General features: G+C 41.5%; 13 protein-coding genes and 1 tRNA gene. 6 read left to right on the forward strand and 8 right to left on the reverse strand.

All coding sequences use genetic code 11. The annotated features are described in order from the left end of the window. The first annotated feature begins 18 nt into the window (after positions 1-18). Positions 19-2,082 (forward strand): ribonuclease catalytic domain-containing protein, encoded by a 2,064-nt coding sequence (locus ACM0OT_RS02355; protein ID WP_414562404.1) that lies wholly within the window; start codon positions 19-21, stop codon positions 2,080-2,082. 143 nt (positions 2,083-2,225) lie between these two features. Here ACM0OT_RS02355 and ACM0OT_RS02360 read toward each other — a convergent pair whose 3' ends face one another. After that, entirely contained in the window at positions 2,226-2,525 is a 300-nt protein-coding gene (locus tag ACM0OT_RS02360) for a hypothetical protein (protein ID WP_414562406.1), read from the reverse strand. Between the two features lie 208 nt (positions 2,526-2,733). Continuing rightward, the gene (locus ACM0OT_RS02365; protein WP_414562408.1) at positions 2,734-4,332 is read right to left on the reverse strand and encodes a B12-binding domain-containing radical SAM protein; all 1,599 of its coding nucleotides are present in this window, start codon (positions 4,330-4,332) and stop codon (positions 2,734-2,736) included. Between the two features lie 311 nt (positions 4,333-4,643). Between ACM0OT_RS02365 and ACM0OT_RS02370 the strand changes: the two genes are divergently transcribed. Together ACM0OT_RS02370 and ACM0OT_RS02375 are read left to right on the forward strand one after the other, a co-directional pair. Next, a complete protein-coding gene (locus tag ACM0OT_RS02370) occupies positions 4,644-5,495 on the forward strand; it encodes a hypothetical protein (RefSeq protein WP_414562410.1) in 852 nt (283 codons plus the stop codon). Positions 5,496-5,822: 327 nt separating this feature from the next. Further along, complete coding sequence (locus ACM0OT_RS02375) at positions 5,823-6,428, forward strand: hypothetical protein (protein ID WP_414562412.1); 606 nt, start codon at positions 5,823-5,825, stop codon at positions 6,426-6,428. A 91-nt stretch (positions 6,429-6,519) separates the two neighbouring features. On the opposite strand, the gene ACM0OT_RS02380 is transcribed toward ACM0OT_RS02375, so the two are convergent. The 4 genes from ACM0OT_RS02380 to pds form a co-directional block, all read right to left on the reverse strand. Then, complete coding sequence (locus ACM0OT_RS02380; RefSeq protein ID WP_414562414.1) at positions 6,520-7,821, reverse strand: ABC transporter substrate-binding protein; 1,302 nt, start codon at positions 7,819-7,821, stop codon at positions 6,520-6,522. Between the two features lie 178 nt (positions 7,822-7,999). Continuing rightward, positions 8,000-8,091: transfer RNA gene (locus ACM0OT_RS02385), tRNA-Ser, on the reverse strand. 182 nt (positions 8,092-8,273) lie between these two features. Beyond that, a complete protein-coding gene (crtB, locus tag ACM0OT_RS02390; RefSeq protein ID WP_414562843.1) occupies positions 8,274-9,206 on the reverse strand; it encodes a 15-cis-phytoene synthase CrtB in 933 nt (310 codons plus the stop codon). Further along, positions 9,190-10,629, reverse strand: a complete 1,440-nt coding sequence (gene pds, locus ACM0OT_RS02395) for a 15-cis-phytoene desaturase (RefSeq protein ID WP_414562416.1) — start codon at positions 10,627-10,629, stop codon at positions 9,190-9,192. The genes crtB and pds overlap by 17 nt, the downstream gene beginning before the upstream one ends. 344 nt (positions 10,630-10,973) lie before the next feature. Between pds and ACM0OT_RS02400 the strand changes: the two genes are divergently transcribed. Then, positions 10,974-11,801 carry a glycosyltransferase family 2 protein gene (locus ACM0OT_RS02400; protein ID WP_414562418.1) on the forward strand — a complete coding sequence of 276 codons (828 nt, stop codon included), beginning with the start codon at positions 10,974-10,976 and terminating at the stop codon, positions 11,799-11,801. 49 nt (positions 11,802-11,850) lie between these two features. Here the strand turns inward: ACM0OT_RS02400 and ACM0OT_RS02405 are convergent, their stop codons facing one another. Then, a complete protein-coding gene (locus ACM0OT_RS02405) occupies positions 11,851-12,747 on the reverse strand; it encodes a class I SAM-dependent methyltransferase (protein ID WP_414562420.1) in 897 nt (298 codons plus the stop codon). Between the two features lie 448 nt (positions 12,748-13,195). On the opposite strand from ACM0OT_RS02405, the gene ACM0OT_RS02410 reads away from it, so the two are divergent. After that, the gene (locus ACM0OT_RS02410; RefSeq protein ID WP_414562422.1) at positions 13,196-14,014 is read left to right on the forward strand and encodes a 2OG-Fe(II) oxygenase; all 819 of its coding nucleotides are present in this window, start codon (positions 13,196-13,198) and stop codon (positions 14,012-14,014) included. Positions 14,015-14,341: 327 nt separating this feature from the next. After that, positions 14,342-15,427 carry a beta-N-acetylhexosaminidase gene (gene nagZ, locus ACM0OT_RS02415; protein WP_414562423.1) on the forward strand — a complete coding sequence of 362 codons (1,086 nt, stop codon included), beginning with the start codon at positions 14,342-14,344 and terminating at the stop codon, positions 15,425-15,427. 43 nt (positions 15,428-15,470) lie between these two features. Here nagZ and ACM0OT_RS02420 read toward each other — a convergent pair whose 3' ends face one another. Continuing rightward, the gene (locus ACM0OT_RS02420) at positions 15,471-15,872 is read right to left on the reverse strand and encodes a metal-sensing transcriptional repressor (RefSeq protein ID WP_414562424.1); all 402 of its coding nucleotides are present in this window, start codon (positions 15,870-15,872) and stop codon (positions 15,471-15,473) included. Positions 15,873-16,003 lie beyond the last annotated feature (131 nt).

The following is a 16,003-nucleotide window of genomic DNA, read 5'->3' on the forward strand; positions in this document are numbered from 1 at the left end:
AAAATAATTGCGAGAGTTGTGGATAAGGGGACGCTAGTTGAATTTAGGGTTCAAGGCGATCGCCGTCTGGGTGTAGTAGATCGCCCGGACGGCAAAACCCGCTGGTTGGTGGTAGATGAACGCAGTCAATCCCACAGCCTCGCGCCTAGACAAATTACTTATACAGTTAACGGACAAACTTACAAGCAATCGGACATTGCCAGTTTTCAGGAGCAGGTTAAACCTTATTTAGATCCCTCTAGTCTAGAAGTAGCTTGGGAATTGCTGGTGGAAGATGGCGAAACAGTCACACCAGCCCAAATGGCAAATCTGCTGTTTTCAGAATCGGATGCAGCCCCGTGTTATGCCGCCCATTGCTTGTTATCAGAAGACAAGCTTTATTTCAAACAAAAAAGTGAAGCTTATGAACCGCGAACAGCGGCCCAGGTGGCAGAACGCAAACACCAAATAGAAGTAGAGGCGCTCAAAGCTAGGGGACAGCAAGAATTTTTGGCTCGTGTAGAACAAGCACTCCAAAGTGAAACCGTAGATTGGCAGCGCCATGATCGCCAGCGATTAGAAGCACTGGAAAAATACGCCTCACTACTGGCAGATATCATCCGCATGGGAGTTAGTTATGACAACCTAGCACGGGCCTATCCTCCGCCAGCCCCAGTTTTAGAAACTATGAATATGCTGGGGCGTCCCGCAACTCCCCAAGGAGCCTTTCAACTATTAATAGACTTGGGTTGGTGGGATACCCATGAAAACTTGTTCCTGCGTCGTTCTGGAATTTCGGTTCAGTTTCCTCACAAGGTATTAGAAGTGGCGCAACAGCGTTTGGATTTTCCCCCAACTGATTCAGATACAAATCGCCTAGATTTGTCTCACCTGAAGGTCTATACAATTGATGATGAAAGTACGACGGAAATTGACGATGGTTTAAGTTGGGAATTACTTCCAGATGGGCGAGAACAACTGTGGGTACATATTGCAGATCCCACCCGGTGGTTAGTACCAGAAGATGAGTTAGATTTAGAGGCCAGAAAACGGGGAAGTACAGTTTATTTACCCACGGGAATGATTCCCATGTTCCCAGAGATATTGGCGACAGGCCCCATGAGTTTGGTGCAGGGAAGGGTTTGTTGCGCCTTAAGCTTCGGGGTAATTTTAGACCAAGTCGGCGCGGTAGAAGATTATTGTATTCATCCCAGCTTAATTAAACCAACTTATCGCCTCACCTACGAGGATGTCGATGAGATGTTGGAATTAGGCGTAGAAGCAGAACCAGAAATTGAGGCGATCGCTAACTGGGCCAAGCAGCGTAAATCTTGGCGATATAACCAAGGAGCCATCAGCATCAATATGCCAGAGGCGATGATCAAAGTCAAAGGCGACGAAATTGACATTGATATTTTAGATGATTCCTCATCGCGGCAATTGGTAGCAGAAATGATGATTTTAGCTGGCGAAGTAGCTGCCCGTTATGGTCAAGCTCATAACATACCTTTGCCCTTTCGTGGTCAACCACAGCCAGAATTACCCCCTGAAGAAGAATTAATCTTACTACCGGCAGGATTTGTTCGCGCCTGCGCCATGCGTCGTTGTATGCCCAAGAGTGAAATGAGTATCACACCCTTGCGCCATGCTGGTTTGGGTTTAAATACCTACACTCAAGCAACTTCGCCCATTCGTCGTTATAGTGACTTACTCACTCATTTTCAATTAAAAGCCCACTTACGGGGTGAAGCTCCGCCCTTCTCAGCCGAACAACTCAAAGAAGTGATGATGACAGTCACCTCTACCACCCAAGAAGTGACAATGGTAGAACGGCAAACTAATAGATATTATGCTTTAGAATATTTGCGTCGGCATCCAGATCAAGTTTGGTCTGTAACAGTCCTAATGTGGCTGAGAGAAGACAGCAACTTGGCACTAATTTTGTTAGAAGATTTGGGTTTACAATTGCCGATGTTTTTTAAACGTACGGTCAGTTTAGGTGAACAAATTTTAGTCAAAGTTAGTCACTCCGATCCGCAAAAAGACATGATTCAGTTCCAGGAAATCATTTATCAAGAAAGCTATCAGTCAGCATCGAATTGACTGTTTAGTTTAGAACCTGTGACTAAAAAATTGTCAAAACCATCGCCTTTAACTTCCTAGTTAACTTATTTGTAATTGAGGTAAAAATAATTAATTTAAATATTAACTAATGTGAAATTAATTTTCAGAGAGCTGGCTTGGAATTAGGGATTATTGATATTTTCTTGTTTATGATTTTTAATTCTTCTGGTATAAGATATAACGCCGCGTTCATGAGATATTCTAAAAAGCCTATGCTTTTTCTGTGTCTTTGAGGAGGCGTTGTCATTCAAGCTATTAGCTAGTTTTTTACGCAGTGATTCTAAAAACATAGTATCATTACCAATATCAGAAGCCTCATCCTCATCTATTTCTTCAATTTGTTGAAGTCGTTCTTGGTATTTCTCAATCAAATTATCAATAGCTTCAACAATGAACTGTATGTCTTTAAAAGATAGATCCATTTACAATTCCTAAGATACAATTTTGGTCGAAACAGAGGACTTTAAGCAAATTAATTAGACTTTCAATATTGCGTAGTTTTATATGGGATATGTCATGATTCGTATACCCACAACTGGCAATGATATAATCCATTGGCAATTGCCTGATTATCAACAACTGGTAATTGATATAGGATTCCTATGACCGATTACCAGTTATGACTGAATCTTAACTAGCGATCGCCTCAGTTTTTTCCTCTGCTTTAGCTGCTGCAAGCACATAGGGTTGTTCTGCACCTTGGGCTAAATACTCAGCTAACTGACTTTCAATTTCATCGCGCACAATTTGGCGATACTCTAGAAAATGCTCGTTGTGGGCACAAGCAGAAAGGTAATGTTCGGCAACACCTGGGTTGCGCTTGATTATACTAAACAAATGATGCCAGAACTTCCACCGAGTTTCCCGTTTCATACCTTGTCGCCAAATTACAATTAGTAGCGCTTTGACAACTACCCACTCTGGCATTTTAGCTGGCGCTTTCCAACTCGGCGCACCCATCATCAAGAAACAGCGATAGGTGCGATCTAAGTACTTAACTGGGTCATACAAAGCACAAAACGCTTCAATATATTCTCTAGCAATATCTTCTAGAGGACGGGTAGCAATGAAATTCATCAATGTTGACTGGTTAATGTTCCCGTCTTGATTTTCTCGCAGTCGTCCTTCTTTTTTCAGTCGATGCCACAGCGCTGTATTGGGTAGTGCTTGTAACATAGCAAAAGTTGTAGAAGGAATTGCTGCTTGTTCCGCAAACCTGACAATGCGATCGCCTGCGCCTGCTTTTTCGCCATCGAACCCAATAATAAACCCAGCCATCGGCCGTAACCCGGCTTTGATGATGGTTTGTACTGCATCGGCTAAGGAACTGCGAGTGTTCTGGAACTTCTTGGTTAACTGCAAACTATCCTCATCCGGTGTTTCAATTCCCAAGAACACCGCAGAGAAGCCAGACTCAACCATTAACTCCAGCATTTCTGCATCTTGTGCCAAATCTATGGAAGCTTCGGTATCAAAACGGAAGGGATATTGATGTTCTGCCATCCAGACTTTCAACTCTTTCAGCAACAATTTTACATTGCGCTTATTGCCAATAAAGTTGTCATCCACCATAAACACACCACGCCGCCAACCCAACTCATAGAGACAATCTAACTCTGCCAAAAGTTGTGCTGGGGTTTTGGTACGCGGCTTACGACCATAAAGAACAATAATGTCACAAAATTCGCACTGGAAAGGACATCCACGGGAAAATTGCACCGACATCATGTCATAGGCATTCAATTCTAGTAAATCAAAACGGGGAATCGGGGTATTTGTTACATCTGGTTTTTCTGTGGCGCGGAAAGTACCATTCGTTTCACCCCGTTGAATTGCCTCAATAAACATGGGCAGGGTAATTTCCCCTTCATCTAAAATCAGAAAATCTGCACCGACATTTTGCACTTCGTGAGGTACAGAAGTCGGATAAGGGCCACCCACAGCGACTAACTTACCACGTTGTTTTGCCTCTTGAATTTGCCCCAATAAATCTTGCTTCTGGACAATCATGGCGGAAAGAATGACTACATCCGCCCATGCCCATTCTTCTTCAGACACTGGGCGGATATTGCGATCAACTAGCTTGAACTCCCATTCTTGGGGCAAAATTGCTGCCACCGTTACCAAACCCAAAGGAGGTAACAAAACCTTGCGATCAACTAATTCCAAGATTTTTTCATAAGACCAAAAGGTTTTGGGAAATATCGGATATACCAGTAACACTCGCATGTAGTATTTATCCTCACACTGTGATTGTTATCCCACTCTAACGAAAATCAAGATTTATTGACTTTTTGGGAAATATGTTCTATTCGACTTAGTTTAGCATTTTCGAGTTTCCCTGATTCCCATACCCAATAGCTCTGACTTATGATCATAAATCCCATATAGTCTGTAATACATAGGATTTAGGAAAATACTTACGTCTAACTAAGGATGTAATAACTGATTTTCTGATGTTAGAGTTTGAATATTGCCCAAATTCGTCAAATCATAATCACAAAATGTCGATTATGGCAATATTGTGTCAGGAGTGAACTGTGAATAATATTTTTCTGGTCTACAAGACGTTACGCGTTAGCGGAGCTTTCGCTTTAGGGATACCCAGTTTAACTGCATTTGCAGTTTTGTTTACTGGTTTATCCTCTGTGGCTCAAGCAGTCGATGAGGTAGATTCTCAGCAGTTAAGTGAGACTTCCGTAGCTGCAAATGATTTGAATCAGTTGAGTACAGAACTAACTCAAATAGATTTTGACTCCACTTTTGTAGTGGCTGATCAAGCAGCAGTATTAGATGGTAATGCATCACCGCAGTTTCCTAACGCTGCTATCCAGGAAATTGCTAGTAGTTCACTTGCACCAGTACCCGGTACAGTGTCAACGTCATCAGCCAGCCTCACACCGGAATCAGAATTGACTTTTTCACCTGCTGGTTCTCAAGTAGCACAAGCAGATATCAATTTTGGTAGACCAACTCGTGGTGGCAGAAGCTACATTGGTGTTGCTGGTAACCTGGGTTTAGGTGGCGGTGACTCGGCTTTAGGTGATGGTAACTTTGCAGCCGTGAGTAAAATTGGACTGACGAATACCTTTTCACTCAGACCATCAGCTGTGTTTGGGAACAACACCACAATTCTGATTCCCTTAACCTATGACTTTTCCTTACAGTCAGCAGATCCATTTGCTGAACCTTTAGCGATCGCACCTTACGTGGGAGTAGGTGCAGCTATTAAGACTGGTAGCAACTCCAGAACAGCCTTATTGGTATCTGGTGGTATTGACTTCCCTCTAACTCCTCAATTTACAGCTACAGCTTCTGTAAATGCCGGCTTTTTTAGACAAACTGATGTCGGTTTATTGTTAGGGATTGGTTACAATTTCACTGGCTTCTAATGACATAATATAAAAATAAAAGGCGAAAGTATTTTTTACTTTTGCCTTTTGCCAATTTAGAAGTTTATTTACAGTTAAGAAACACGGCATAGATTTTGAAAGTGGAATAATGGTATAATTTTTTAATAGATGTAAACTTCAAGCAACTACTGCCATCGCCTAAAATTTTAGACACCTACCAAGTTATTTACTATTCGCAGATAAACTCATAAAAGTAAAAATAAGGGTTGCGGGGAGAAGCTAAAAATTTCTCTAGCGATTATTTCATTTGTGTTATTAAAAATAAACTTTTAATTAAAACCCAGAATTTATACCCCCAGAAAATATATGAATCAACCCGTAGAAATATCAAGTAGTTTTCCAAAAATTGAGTTAGAAAAGCAGAAAGAAGTAGAACGGATACGTGACATTAATCTGCTGATGACAAGTTTAATCACTAGAGAAGAAACTACAGTTAAACTCATATTAGATTGTCTTTATGATGTAGGTTCAATTAACCTGATTAATCACAAGTGTCGTTCAAGGACTCTTAATAAAACCCTAAAACTCATTTCCCACACATCCAAACCAGTCTTTAGAATTCTTGCTTGGCGCTGGTTAAAAAAAAATTGTCCTCAATTAATTACTAACTGGCTACAAAGTAAAGTTACCTTCAAAAGCACAGAAATACCGAACATACCAAAAACACAACTGGTAACAGAAAATCCAGACCCAAACCTCAATTATTTGGCGCCACCTCAGTATCAGCTTCAGGAAGTGAAACATCTGCGCTCCCAGGTAAAATTGCTGACTGGGATTTTGGCAGGAATAGTTGCTGTGTTCGGTGGTAGCTTTGTGTGGTTGGGTTATTCGCTAGAGCGATCGCACATGCAAAGAATTGTCGAACTCCAAACCCAAGTCAAAACCCTAGAAGCTAGTGTTAATCAGCCCTAATACCAACAAGCTGTCAAAAGGCTGAAATATGTTAGCCCACTTTTGTAGGCTAACTTACTTATGGTTTCAAGCTTCCAGACGGAGGAAGTCTTTATTTAGGACTAACTTTGTCAATCACATTAATTTTGCCATCTGCCTCTACAGTCCAAACATCGTAGACACCAACAACATCACCATTAGCATCAATATCAACGTTGCCACTAGCCCCTTGGTAGTTAATGTCTTGACCTTCTTTCAACAACTTCAGTCCCTCGCAGACATCAGTAACTTCTGTCCCGGGTGCATTAGCCACTTCACGAATATTATTAGAAATCCCAGCACCTGTGTTTTCCTTAGCAGCTTGTGCTGCTAGTACCAACAAAGCCGCAGCATCCCAAGCTTGAGGAGCATATTCACCTGGAGAACCGCCTTTTTTCTCTTGCCACAGTTTGTTAAAGGCTGCTAATGCTTGACCATCGGAACCGGGTACTGTCCCCAGCGATCCTGCTAAGAGAAATCTCCCATCACTGCCTCTACCCACTTGTTCAGGGAATGTAGGTGATTTAACTCCATCTGTCAGCAGAATTTGTACACCGTCAGTTAAGCCTTGCTGGTAAGCAGTTTTCAGGAGGAGACTACCTGTTTCAGCGTAGAGAACAGCAACTACGGCATCTGGCTTGCCGGCAAAAGCAGCAGCAGCTTCGGTGTCAAATGTTTGGGCTTTGGGGTCATAGCGAACGGGCTGATCTTTATTAACTACAGTTCCACCTAGTTGTTCAAAAGCCTGTACAAATGCTCTTTCAAACCCGACCCCATAGTCGTTATTAATCACAACTGTAGAAACTCGCTTGAAACCTCTTTTATTAGCTAATTGAGCTAAGGCTAATGCTTGATAGGTATCTGGAGGTGCAGTGCGGGCCCAAAAGCCTTTAAAATCACCTTTTTGAGCCTTTTCAGTAAAGACTGGACTTGTACTACCAGGAGAAACCAGCATGACTTGATTAGGTACGGCAACTGAGACAGCAGCCGTAGAAACGCTACTAGCAAAGGAACCAACTACACCAGCTACTTTATCGAGAGTTGCCAGTTTAGTCATTCCAGCCGCACCCGCTCTAGGGTCGGTTTGATCATCTACTTCTACTAACGTTACTGGTTGCCCATTAACACCTTCGCAAGCGTTAACAGTCTCGACGAGCAAAGGTACTGAACCCACCATTTGCTGTCCAACGGAAGCCAAGTCACCGGTTGTTGGTAGTAATGCACCAATTTTTAGCCCTTGAGTACTACCTGCTGTGGTATTAGCACCAGTGGTAGCTGTGTTTTCAGGGTTATTAACATTTTCGCAAGCTCCTACTAAAAGTCCGGTTGCTAGAGTAGCTATACTTAACCCTAAGGCAGTAATAATTCTTGGCATAATTTACTTTCACTCCTCAAATATTTAGGAGCCTACAAGTAAGATTCAAACTAGGTTTTTAAGTTAGTCCGATCTTAACAGACTCCGAATGCTAAATAATAGCATCCACCCTAGGGAGTAAAACTTATTACCAACACATCAAAATTTTTTTATGTGTTTATCATTTTAATTTTAAAAACGGAGAGGGAGGGATTCGAACCCTCGGTACGGAGTTACCTGCCGTACAACAGATTAGCAATCTGTCGCTTTCGACCACTCAGCCACCTCTCCAGGTGGTTCACAAATATGAATATTAGCAGATTTTTTTTGCTGGGTCAAGAAAATAATTACTAATTCGTAATTCGTAATTTCTAATTGATGAATGAAGATGAGATTTAATCTATGTTTCAGCTATCCCGGAATTGATTTCTGGGGTTTTAACTACGAATTACGAATTATCAATTACGAATTATTTAAAGCACTTGCGATCGCATCCATGCCATTGGCAGAGAACGTAATTTTTGCCACTGGGGTACGTATGCACGTCGAGTGAACACGTCGTAATCGTTTTGTTCAATTATGGTTAAAATTCGACTGTAATGCATGAGGGCCGCCCAGACAGGCCAACGGGCATCAGCGGAAAGATAAGTAATACCCCTTTCAGCTTTAGTATAAAATTGCCTTGCTCGATCTATTTGAAATCGCATCAGGGCGCGCCAGCGGTCATCAACTACACCCTTAAACAAATCTTGCTCGGTGTAATTAAATCGCGCTAAATCCTCTAAAGGAATATAAATTCGCCCGCGACGTGCGTCTTCTCCGACATCTCTAAGGATATTGGTAAGTTGCTTGGCAATTCCTAAGGCGATTTCTTCGTCAATAGGAACATACGGCTGTTGTTCATGGTTCCAGGGGGCTGTATTTCGGGTAGCATCCAACCCCATGACTGAAGTTGACATCAAGCCTACAGTGCCAGCGACGCGGTAACAGTAAATGTATAAATCTTCAAAGGTTTCATAGCGACTGCGATACAAGTCCATTTGCTGACCAGCAATCATATCCCGAAAGGGCTGAATATCTACGGGAAAGCGTTGGACAGTATCCGCCAAAGCCACATCATAATTTTCCACCGGGCGTCCAGCAAAAATTGATTCTAGCTGCTGTTCCCATAAATCTAGGGTTTCTGGCGTAGTCATGGCAGATGTGGGGCCATCTACCAGTTCATCTGTACGGCGACACCAAGCGTAAATCGCCCAAATAGCAGGACGTTTTTCTTTGCTCAGGAGCAAAGTGCTGAGGTAAAAAGTCGCGGAATACTTGGCTATGAGTTGCCGACAAAGTTTGTAGGACTCGTCTACAGAGACCAGCGTTTTCATGCGCGGGGGGGAATCAGGCAGTTGCAGCATTCGTTGCGGGCGGTCGGGTTGGCGTTTGCAGGTTGGAGGCATTTGCTACCGGCAGTGCTTTTGAGATCGCCTGCGCTGTTAGCTTACCAGAAAGTACGGCACCTTCCATACTGGCTAAGTAGCGTTGCATGGTGTAATCCCCAGTCAGATAGAAGTTGGCTATGGGGGTTGTCTGTGAGGGACGGTACTGTTGACGACCAGGGGTCGCTTTGTAAACTGAACGCGGCGTTTTCACCACATGAGATTTCAGCAGTTTGGCTGGGTTGTCTCCCCCAAAATGGTCAGGGAAGAGTTTTTCCAACTCGCTAATCGTGGCGGTAACAATTTCCTCATCTGATTTGGTGATCCAGTCTTTTGCCGGTGCTAAAACTAATTCCAGCATCGAACGGTCGGGATCAGCATATCCACGACAAGCATTACTCATATCAGCATAAACGCTGAGGAGGGGCGATCGCGAAAAAAGTAGATGATCAATTTCTGTGAGTTTGCGATCAAACCACAAATGCAGGTTAATAACTGGTACGCCTTCTAAGCCTTCTAGCTTCTGGAAAAATTCCATCTGCTGCCAAGGTTCTGGTAGCATCACTTTGAAAGGATCAACTGGCATCGCCGATACATACAAATCAGCTGTGAAAATCTCGTCTGCTGCTCCGTTTAATCCTCTGAGCAAAAAGCCTCTGACTGTACCATCAGGGTTCAGCAAAATTTCTTTTAAGGGCGCGTTAAGACGCACTTCACCACCGCGTTCGGTAATGTAATCTACTATGGGTTGACACAATCGTTCTGTGGGAGAACCATCCAGAAACGCCATTTTTGAGCCGTTTTTTTCCTGGAGAAAGCGATTCAGGGCTGTGAGGAGAATGGTCGCAGAAATTTCATCTGGGCCAATGAAGTTCAATGACTTGCACATGGCAATAAATACTTCATCATTGACTCGTTCGGGGATGTTTTGTTTACGCAACCACTCTGTCCAGGAATATTTGTCCATTTCCTCGACATACTTTTGCCCCTGAACCATTGCGGGAATCAGCCCTAGTCCAAATTTAATTTTTTCGGGCCAAGTCAGCATGTCGTTGTTTCGCAGAATTGCCACGACACCATTTAAGGGTGCTGGCAAATCCGGAAAATCAAACCGACTGTAAGTACCTGGTGCATCGGGTTGGTTAAAGATCATTGAGTGTTCTTTCCACTGCAACCGATCTTCAATGTCCAACTCTTTGAATAGCTGCAACATATTAGGATATGCGCCAAAGAAGATGTGCAGACCCGTTTCGTACCAATCTCCGTCAGCATCTTGCCACGCCGCCACTTTGCCACCCAATACATCCCGGCGTTCCAAGACAATGGGAGTGTGACCTGCGTCTGTGAGATATTTCGCGCAGGATAACCCTGCTAAACCAGCACCCGCGATCGCGACTCGCATTTAAACTTACTGCCTTTAAATAATTTCTTTATCGTTTTGTCGTTCTCATTATACGTTGCAATCTGTTACATTTGGCAGTCATTGTGCGATCGCTTCTATAAAAACTTCTTTCAACGGGAATTTCACCAAGTTTTCCAAGTAAGCGCAGCGCGCCAGCAAGCAGTCAATGATTCGTGATTTGTGTACTAACTTTTTATCCGTAGTCTCAAATATCCCGGAGGTATACGTTAATTTCTGTAATTTACTTGGTAAAATTTTATATAAATTTTTATTTAGTGCTGGTATACAGAGTTTTTATTGCTATCAATGTATTGAACATGCAGTTTACAATTATCTGATTTCCTATGCAAACACCTACTACACAGAATTGGTCTAATTATGATGGAACTATTGTGCCCATATTAGAAAACATTACGCCTCTAATTCTCACTTATAATGAAGCAGCTAATATTGGACGTACCCTTGAGCATCTGACTTGGGCAAAACAAATCATCGTTATTGATAGCTATAGTACCGATACGACTCTAGAAATTCTTAATTCTTATTCACAAGTCCAAGTATTTCAACGTAAATTCGATACCCACGGTCAACAATGGAACTATGGCTTAGAACAAGTTTCATCCCGTTGGGTACTTTCTCTAGACGCAGATTATATAGTTCCAGATGAGTTGATATCGGAAATAGCCGCTTTACCTGTCGATGGAGAAGTTGATGGCTACTTTGCCAAGTTTAAGTACTGTGTGTTTGGCAAACCCGTTCGTAACACCAGAATACTCCCTCCCCGTCAAGTTCTGTTTCAAAAAAGCAAAGCCATTTATATTGATGATGGACATACACAAGTTTTACAACTAACTGGTAAATCCGCTGTACTTTCCGCTTATCTCTACCACGATGATCGCAAACCGTTGAGTCGTTGGTTATGGTCACAAGAACGGTACACAGTGCTTGAAGCTAAGAAAATACTAGAAACTCCCATCAACGAACTCGATTGGGCTGATCGTATCCGCAGACGCAAAATCTTGGCGCCTTGGATGATTTTTCTCTATTGCTTAATTATCGAAGGCTGGATTTTTGATGGTTGGCGCGGTTGGTATTATGTATTTCAGCGTGTTTTAGCAGAAACTATCTTGGCAATTCGCATGATTGAAGCGGAGAAATTAAAACATCAGTGATGCAGCGAATATACCCAGTTTAGTCAAATCATGCTGGTTTAATTGATGATCAATCCATGCGAGTGGCAACACACATCAACGACAATGCCGCCTCTGGGGAGTTGGGATTTATACCTGATAATCTCTGAGCTAGACGATACTTCCAAAATGGTCTACCGTAATTACCCTTTAATGCCTCTGCACCTATTATGTGGTTATGGGGGTAAACCTTAACCGCAAACCCCATAGGTTCTAGCATTTCATAAAACATATCTGATGTGACACCATCACACGCTTTGTGATGTATCTCTGTTGCCAAACCCCAGGATTGCTCCTCTACGGTGGTATGTCCCCCTCGTTTCATATACTGATAGATTGGCAAACGTAATTTCCATAATAGGGAGCCTAAGCCTTTGAACTCATAAGCACTTTTTTGGGGATCGTGATCTGTGATTAACAGCCCACCAGGACGTACCAATTTAGCTGCTTCTTGCAGAACTTTTGCCATATCATCACAATGATGCAAGCAGGCATTAAGCACCACAATATCAGCAAACCCAGAAATAAAAGGTAGATTTTGAGCATCTGCTAGGACTGTTGTATATCCGAGTTGGCGAGCCATTTTTAAGGCGCCGAGAGAAACATCTACGCCCAGTAAAAACTGCGGTTCACCACAAAACTCTTTGAGAGAAGCATATACATTGCCAGGCCCGCAACCAATATCTACCACTACTTTGCCTTGCCAACTACCAATCACGGCTTGCCACAGTTCTACAAACTTTTCATCTCTGTGACAGGCTTTAAAATAATTTAATCCCCATTCTGGATGCCCAAAGTAGTAGCTGTTGGCTTGGATAGCTGGGGAGGGGTTTAAAATCTGGCAAATAATAATATCTTCGTCCCATCTATCAATTTTGCTTGGTTGAGCAAAATACTGAGAACAGGTTGTATTTATTTTTTTTAACATTTATTACAATGTTTAAGCGTGTATTTACTTAATTTTTTGTTGATATCAAGAAATATAACAAATTAAACTTGATATTAGTTATTATCTATTTAAAAATCACAACAAGCTTATGTAAATTTATTGTTGATAATTGGAAAACCACCATATAACAATTCAATTTAATTGCTGATAGCTTGGGTGTTGTAGCCCTATTTACTTGCGTAGATAGGGAATGGAAAATAGTTAAACAGGGAGAAGTATGTACTGAGTCTTGTAAGAGCAAATCGCAGGCTAAACCAACAAAAATTAAATAGGAACACTATAAATTAATCAGAAAATAGACCTATGATTAATTTGTTTACGAAGAAAAATAACTAATGCAATGATTGGATTCACATAATATTTAGTAATGCCATTTTTTTGAAAATTCTATATAATAAAGCAGTATTTCTTACAATATCTGGAATAAATGCTAGACAAAACTTCGAGGCATTATTATGCCGAACAAATTTTAAATAAGCTCGAACAGTGTAAATCGGCTTTAAAAAAAGAATTTGCTATTGATAACCGAATAAATACGTGTTATTTAGATGATTTGTTAAATACAGATGATGTATTGAAAATCTATAATGCGTTTCCCGCAAAAGAAAATTTATTGCAGTTGAAAGACCTGAGAGAATATAAATATGTTGGCATACAATTAGATAAATACAATCCTATTTTAGAAGAAATTGTCTATGCTTTTCAGGATGCCAGGGTAGTTAAGCTGATTGCTGAAATAACTGGATTTGAAGAATTGATGCCAGATGAATACCTTTATGCTGGTGGCGTTAGCCTCATGGAATATGGTTGTTTTTTAAATCCTCATCTGGACAATTCCCATGATAAAGATATTCAGAACTATCGGGTGTTAAATTTACTGTATTATGTAACTCCCAATTGGCAAGAAAATTATGGCGGTAACCTAGAACTTTGGGATCAAAATTTAAAACAGCCGTGTAGAACTATTCACAGTAAATTTAATCGGCTGGTAATGATGATTACTAATAAAAAGTCTTGGCACTCCGTTAGCCCAATTAATCATCATGGTCAACGCTGTTGTGTGTCTAACTACTATTTTTCGCCAAAACCTGCTGCTGCACAGAAGTATTATCATGTAACTTCCTTTCGAGGTCGTCCGGAACAGAATCTGAGAGATATATTGTTGAGAGGAGATGCTAGTCTCCGAAATATAGTGCGTAAAATTTTTAAACATAAAATTAAAAAGCCTCATTTTTATAGAAAATAAAGTATTAAATTACGCTTTTGATAAGTGTAGTTTAGTTTTAGTTGCTCAATATATTTGAAATGGCTATGACTAAGATGAGGACTCATGAAATCAGCGGACAGGAGATGTCTAATCAGTGGTTGGCCGATGTAGCAATCAATAGTGACATCTTGGATAAGATTTGCTTTAGATACATCGGTAAGAGCATAAAAGCTTAAGCCTCTACAGCCGATTTATAACCTTGCCAAGATTTTGAGATTTTTTAATTGGTATAAAAGTGTAGGATAAAGCTTGTTTCCTTTAGGTTGAAAATCTAGGTGTTTGTTACACAACCGTAGGTAAAGCATTATGGCAGCATCTCAACAGCTAGCAAACTTTGGACATCACTTAATACTTGGTGTTTCTGGAACAAAATTAAGCGATGACGATAAACGCACCCTCAGTGAACTAAAACCAGTCGGGGTGATATTTTTCGCGAAAAATTTTTTGGATGGAACCCCTTATGATGTTTGGCTAGAAAACTTCAAGGATTTAAACGACCAAATCAGACAATATGCCGAACGTGATTCAATGTTCATCACGTTAGATCATGAAGGGGGACGTGTGGTGCGGACACCGCTACCAATTACCCGCTTTCCTTATGCCTCGTTGTTGCGATCGCACGCCCATGAAGTAGCCAAAGCCACAGCTACAGAGTTAAAATCACTAGGTGTAAACTTATCTTGGGCACCAGTAGCAGATATTTTTTCCCATCCGCAAAATCCAATTATTGGGCCGCGTGCGTTTGGTAGTACTCCCGAAACATCTGCACAAGGTGCGCTTGAATATTATCGGGGACTGCAAGAATCAGGGATTTTGGGTTGTGCTAAACATTTCCCTGGACATGGAGACACTAGCAAAGATTCTCATATTGAATTACCAATCCTCAATCTCACCGTAGAAGATCTGCGACTTCGTGAACTCATACCGTTTAAAGCGCTGATTGCAGAGCAAATTCCTTTAATCATGACAGCGCATATTTTGTTTCCCAAGATAGATCCTGATGTACCAGCTACATTATCCCAGGCTATCCTCAAGCGCATACTGCGGGAAGAACTGGGCTTTGAAGGGGTAGTAGTCTCTGACGACTTGGATATGAAAGCTGTCTTTGATATGTTTATCGAAAATGGGACTGTAGCCAAAGCTTTTCATGCTGGCTGTGACTTGTTTATTGTCTCGCGTAATATCAATTCATTATCGATTGAACGTACCTATCAGATGGCTGAAGATTTTGCCAATTCTTTGAGTCAAGGTAGCCTGGATGAATCAGTAGTCACAGCCGCTAGAGACAGAATCGAGAAACTATTAGCAGCCACCCCCCAGTATATTATCCATCCTTTGGATAAAAAGACATTACTAGAACATGCCGAACTAGCGATCGCTTGTTGTTACTAGGGGGCTAGGAAATGGGGAAATTTTTACCAATGGCTCATGAGCATTAAGGCAAAAAGCGATCTAAAGCAGCTTTTAATTGTTCTATTTCAGCTTCCATATTGCCCTCTTGCGCGGCTCTAGCGATACACTCAGTTAAATGTTCATCTAAAACGATTCTCGCAACTTTATCCAAAGCGCCCCGCACAGCCGCAATTTGTAATAAAACATCAGGACAAGGACTATTCTGCTGCACCATTGTCTTAATGCCACGAATATGTCCTTCTATGCGTGACAACCGATTGACAATTCGCCGTAACGATTCTTCACTATGAACGTGTGGATGAGTTGATTTTCCATGCCCATGAGTATGATCTGTATGTTCGTGGTCTGTATCTTGATGGGAAATATTTTTGGCTTTTGGGGATGCAGACAAGGATTCTTTAGCTAATCGGTTTGATCCGTTCATGGTCATGGGTTGCCCAAGCACTGGTAGTACTAAGATCCTAGCCTAGAGGATAATTGGTTGTAAGAAAACTATTTCTTTGACAATAGTGTTAACAGGGTGAAACCCGAACCTTGAAAGGGCTAATCTCCATA

Source organism: Anabaena sp. CCY 9613 (genome assembly GCF_963920895.1).
Lineage (GTDB): Bacteria > Cyanobacteriota > Cyanobacteriia > Cyanobacteriales > Nostocaceae > Cyanocohniella.

What these genes read in the sequence shown, in the direction of transcription:
- ACM0OT_RS02360 (WP_414562406.1), bottom strand. Translation starts at nt 2,525, where the DNA reads ATGGATCTATCTTTTAAAGACATACAGTTCATTGTTGAAGCTATTGAT.
- ACM0OT_RS02365 (WP_414562408.1), bottom strand. Translation starts at nt 4,332, where the DNA reads ATGCGAGTGTTACTGGTATATCCGATATTTCCCAAAACCTTTTGGTCT.
- ACM0OT_RS02375 (WP_414562412.1), top strand. Translation starts at nt 5,823, where the DNA reads ATGAATCAACCCGTAGAAATATCAAGTAGTTTTCCAAAAATTGAGTTA.
- ACM0OT_RS02380 (WP_414562414.1), bottom strand. Translation starts at nt 7,821, where the DNA reads ATGCCAAGAATTATTACTGCCTTAGGGTTAAGTATAGCTACTCTAGCA.
- crtB (WP_414562843.1), bottom strand. Translation starts at nt 9,206, where the DNA reads ATGCTGCAACTGCCTGATTCCCCCCCGCGCATGAAAACGCTGGTCTCT.
- pds (WP_414562416.1), bottom strand. Translation starts at nt 10,629, where the DNA reads ATGCGAGTCGCGATCGCGGGTGCTGGTTTAGCAGGGTTATCCTGCGCG.
- ACM0OT_RS02400 (WP_414562418.1), top strand. Translation starts at nt 10,974, where the DNA reads ATGCAAACACCTACTACACAGAATTGGTCTAATTATGATGGAACTATT.
- ACM0OT_RS02405 (WP_414562420.1), bottom strand. Translation starts at nt 12,747, where the DNA reads ATGTTAAAAAAAATAAATACAACCTGTTCTCAGTATTTTGCTCAACCA.
- ACM0OT_RS02410 (WP_414562422.1), top strand. Translation starts at nt 13,196, where the DNA reads ATGCTAGACAAAACTTCGAGGCATTATTATGCCGAACAAATTTTAAAT.
- nagZ (WP_414562423.1), top strand. Translation starts at nt 14,342, where the DNA reads ATGGCAGCATCTCAACAGCTAGCAAACTTTGGACATCACTTAATACTT.
- ACM0OT_RS02420 (WP_414562424.1), bottom strand. Translation starts at nt 15,872, where the DNA reads ATGAACGGATCAAACCGATTAGCTAAAGAATCCTTGTCTGCATCCCCA.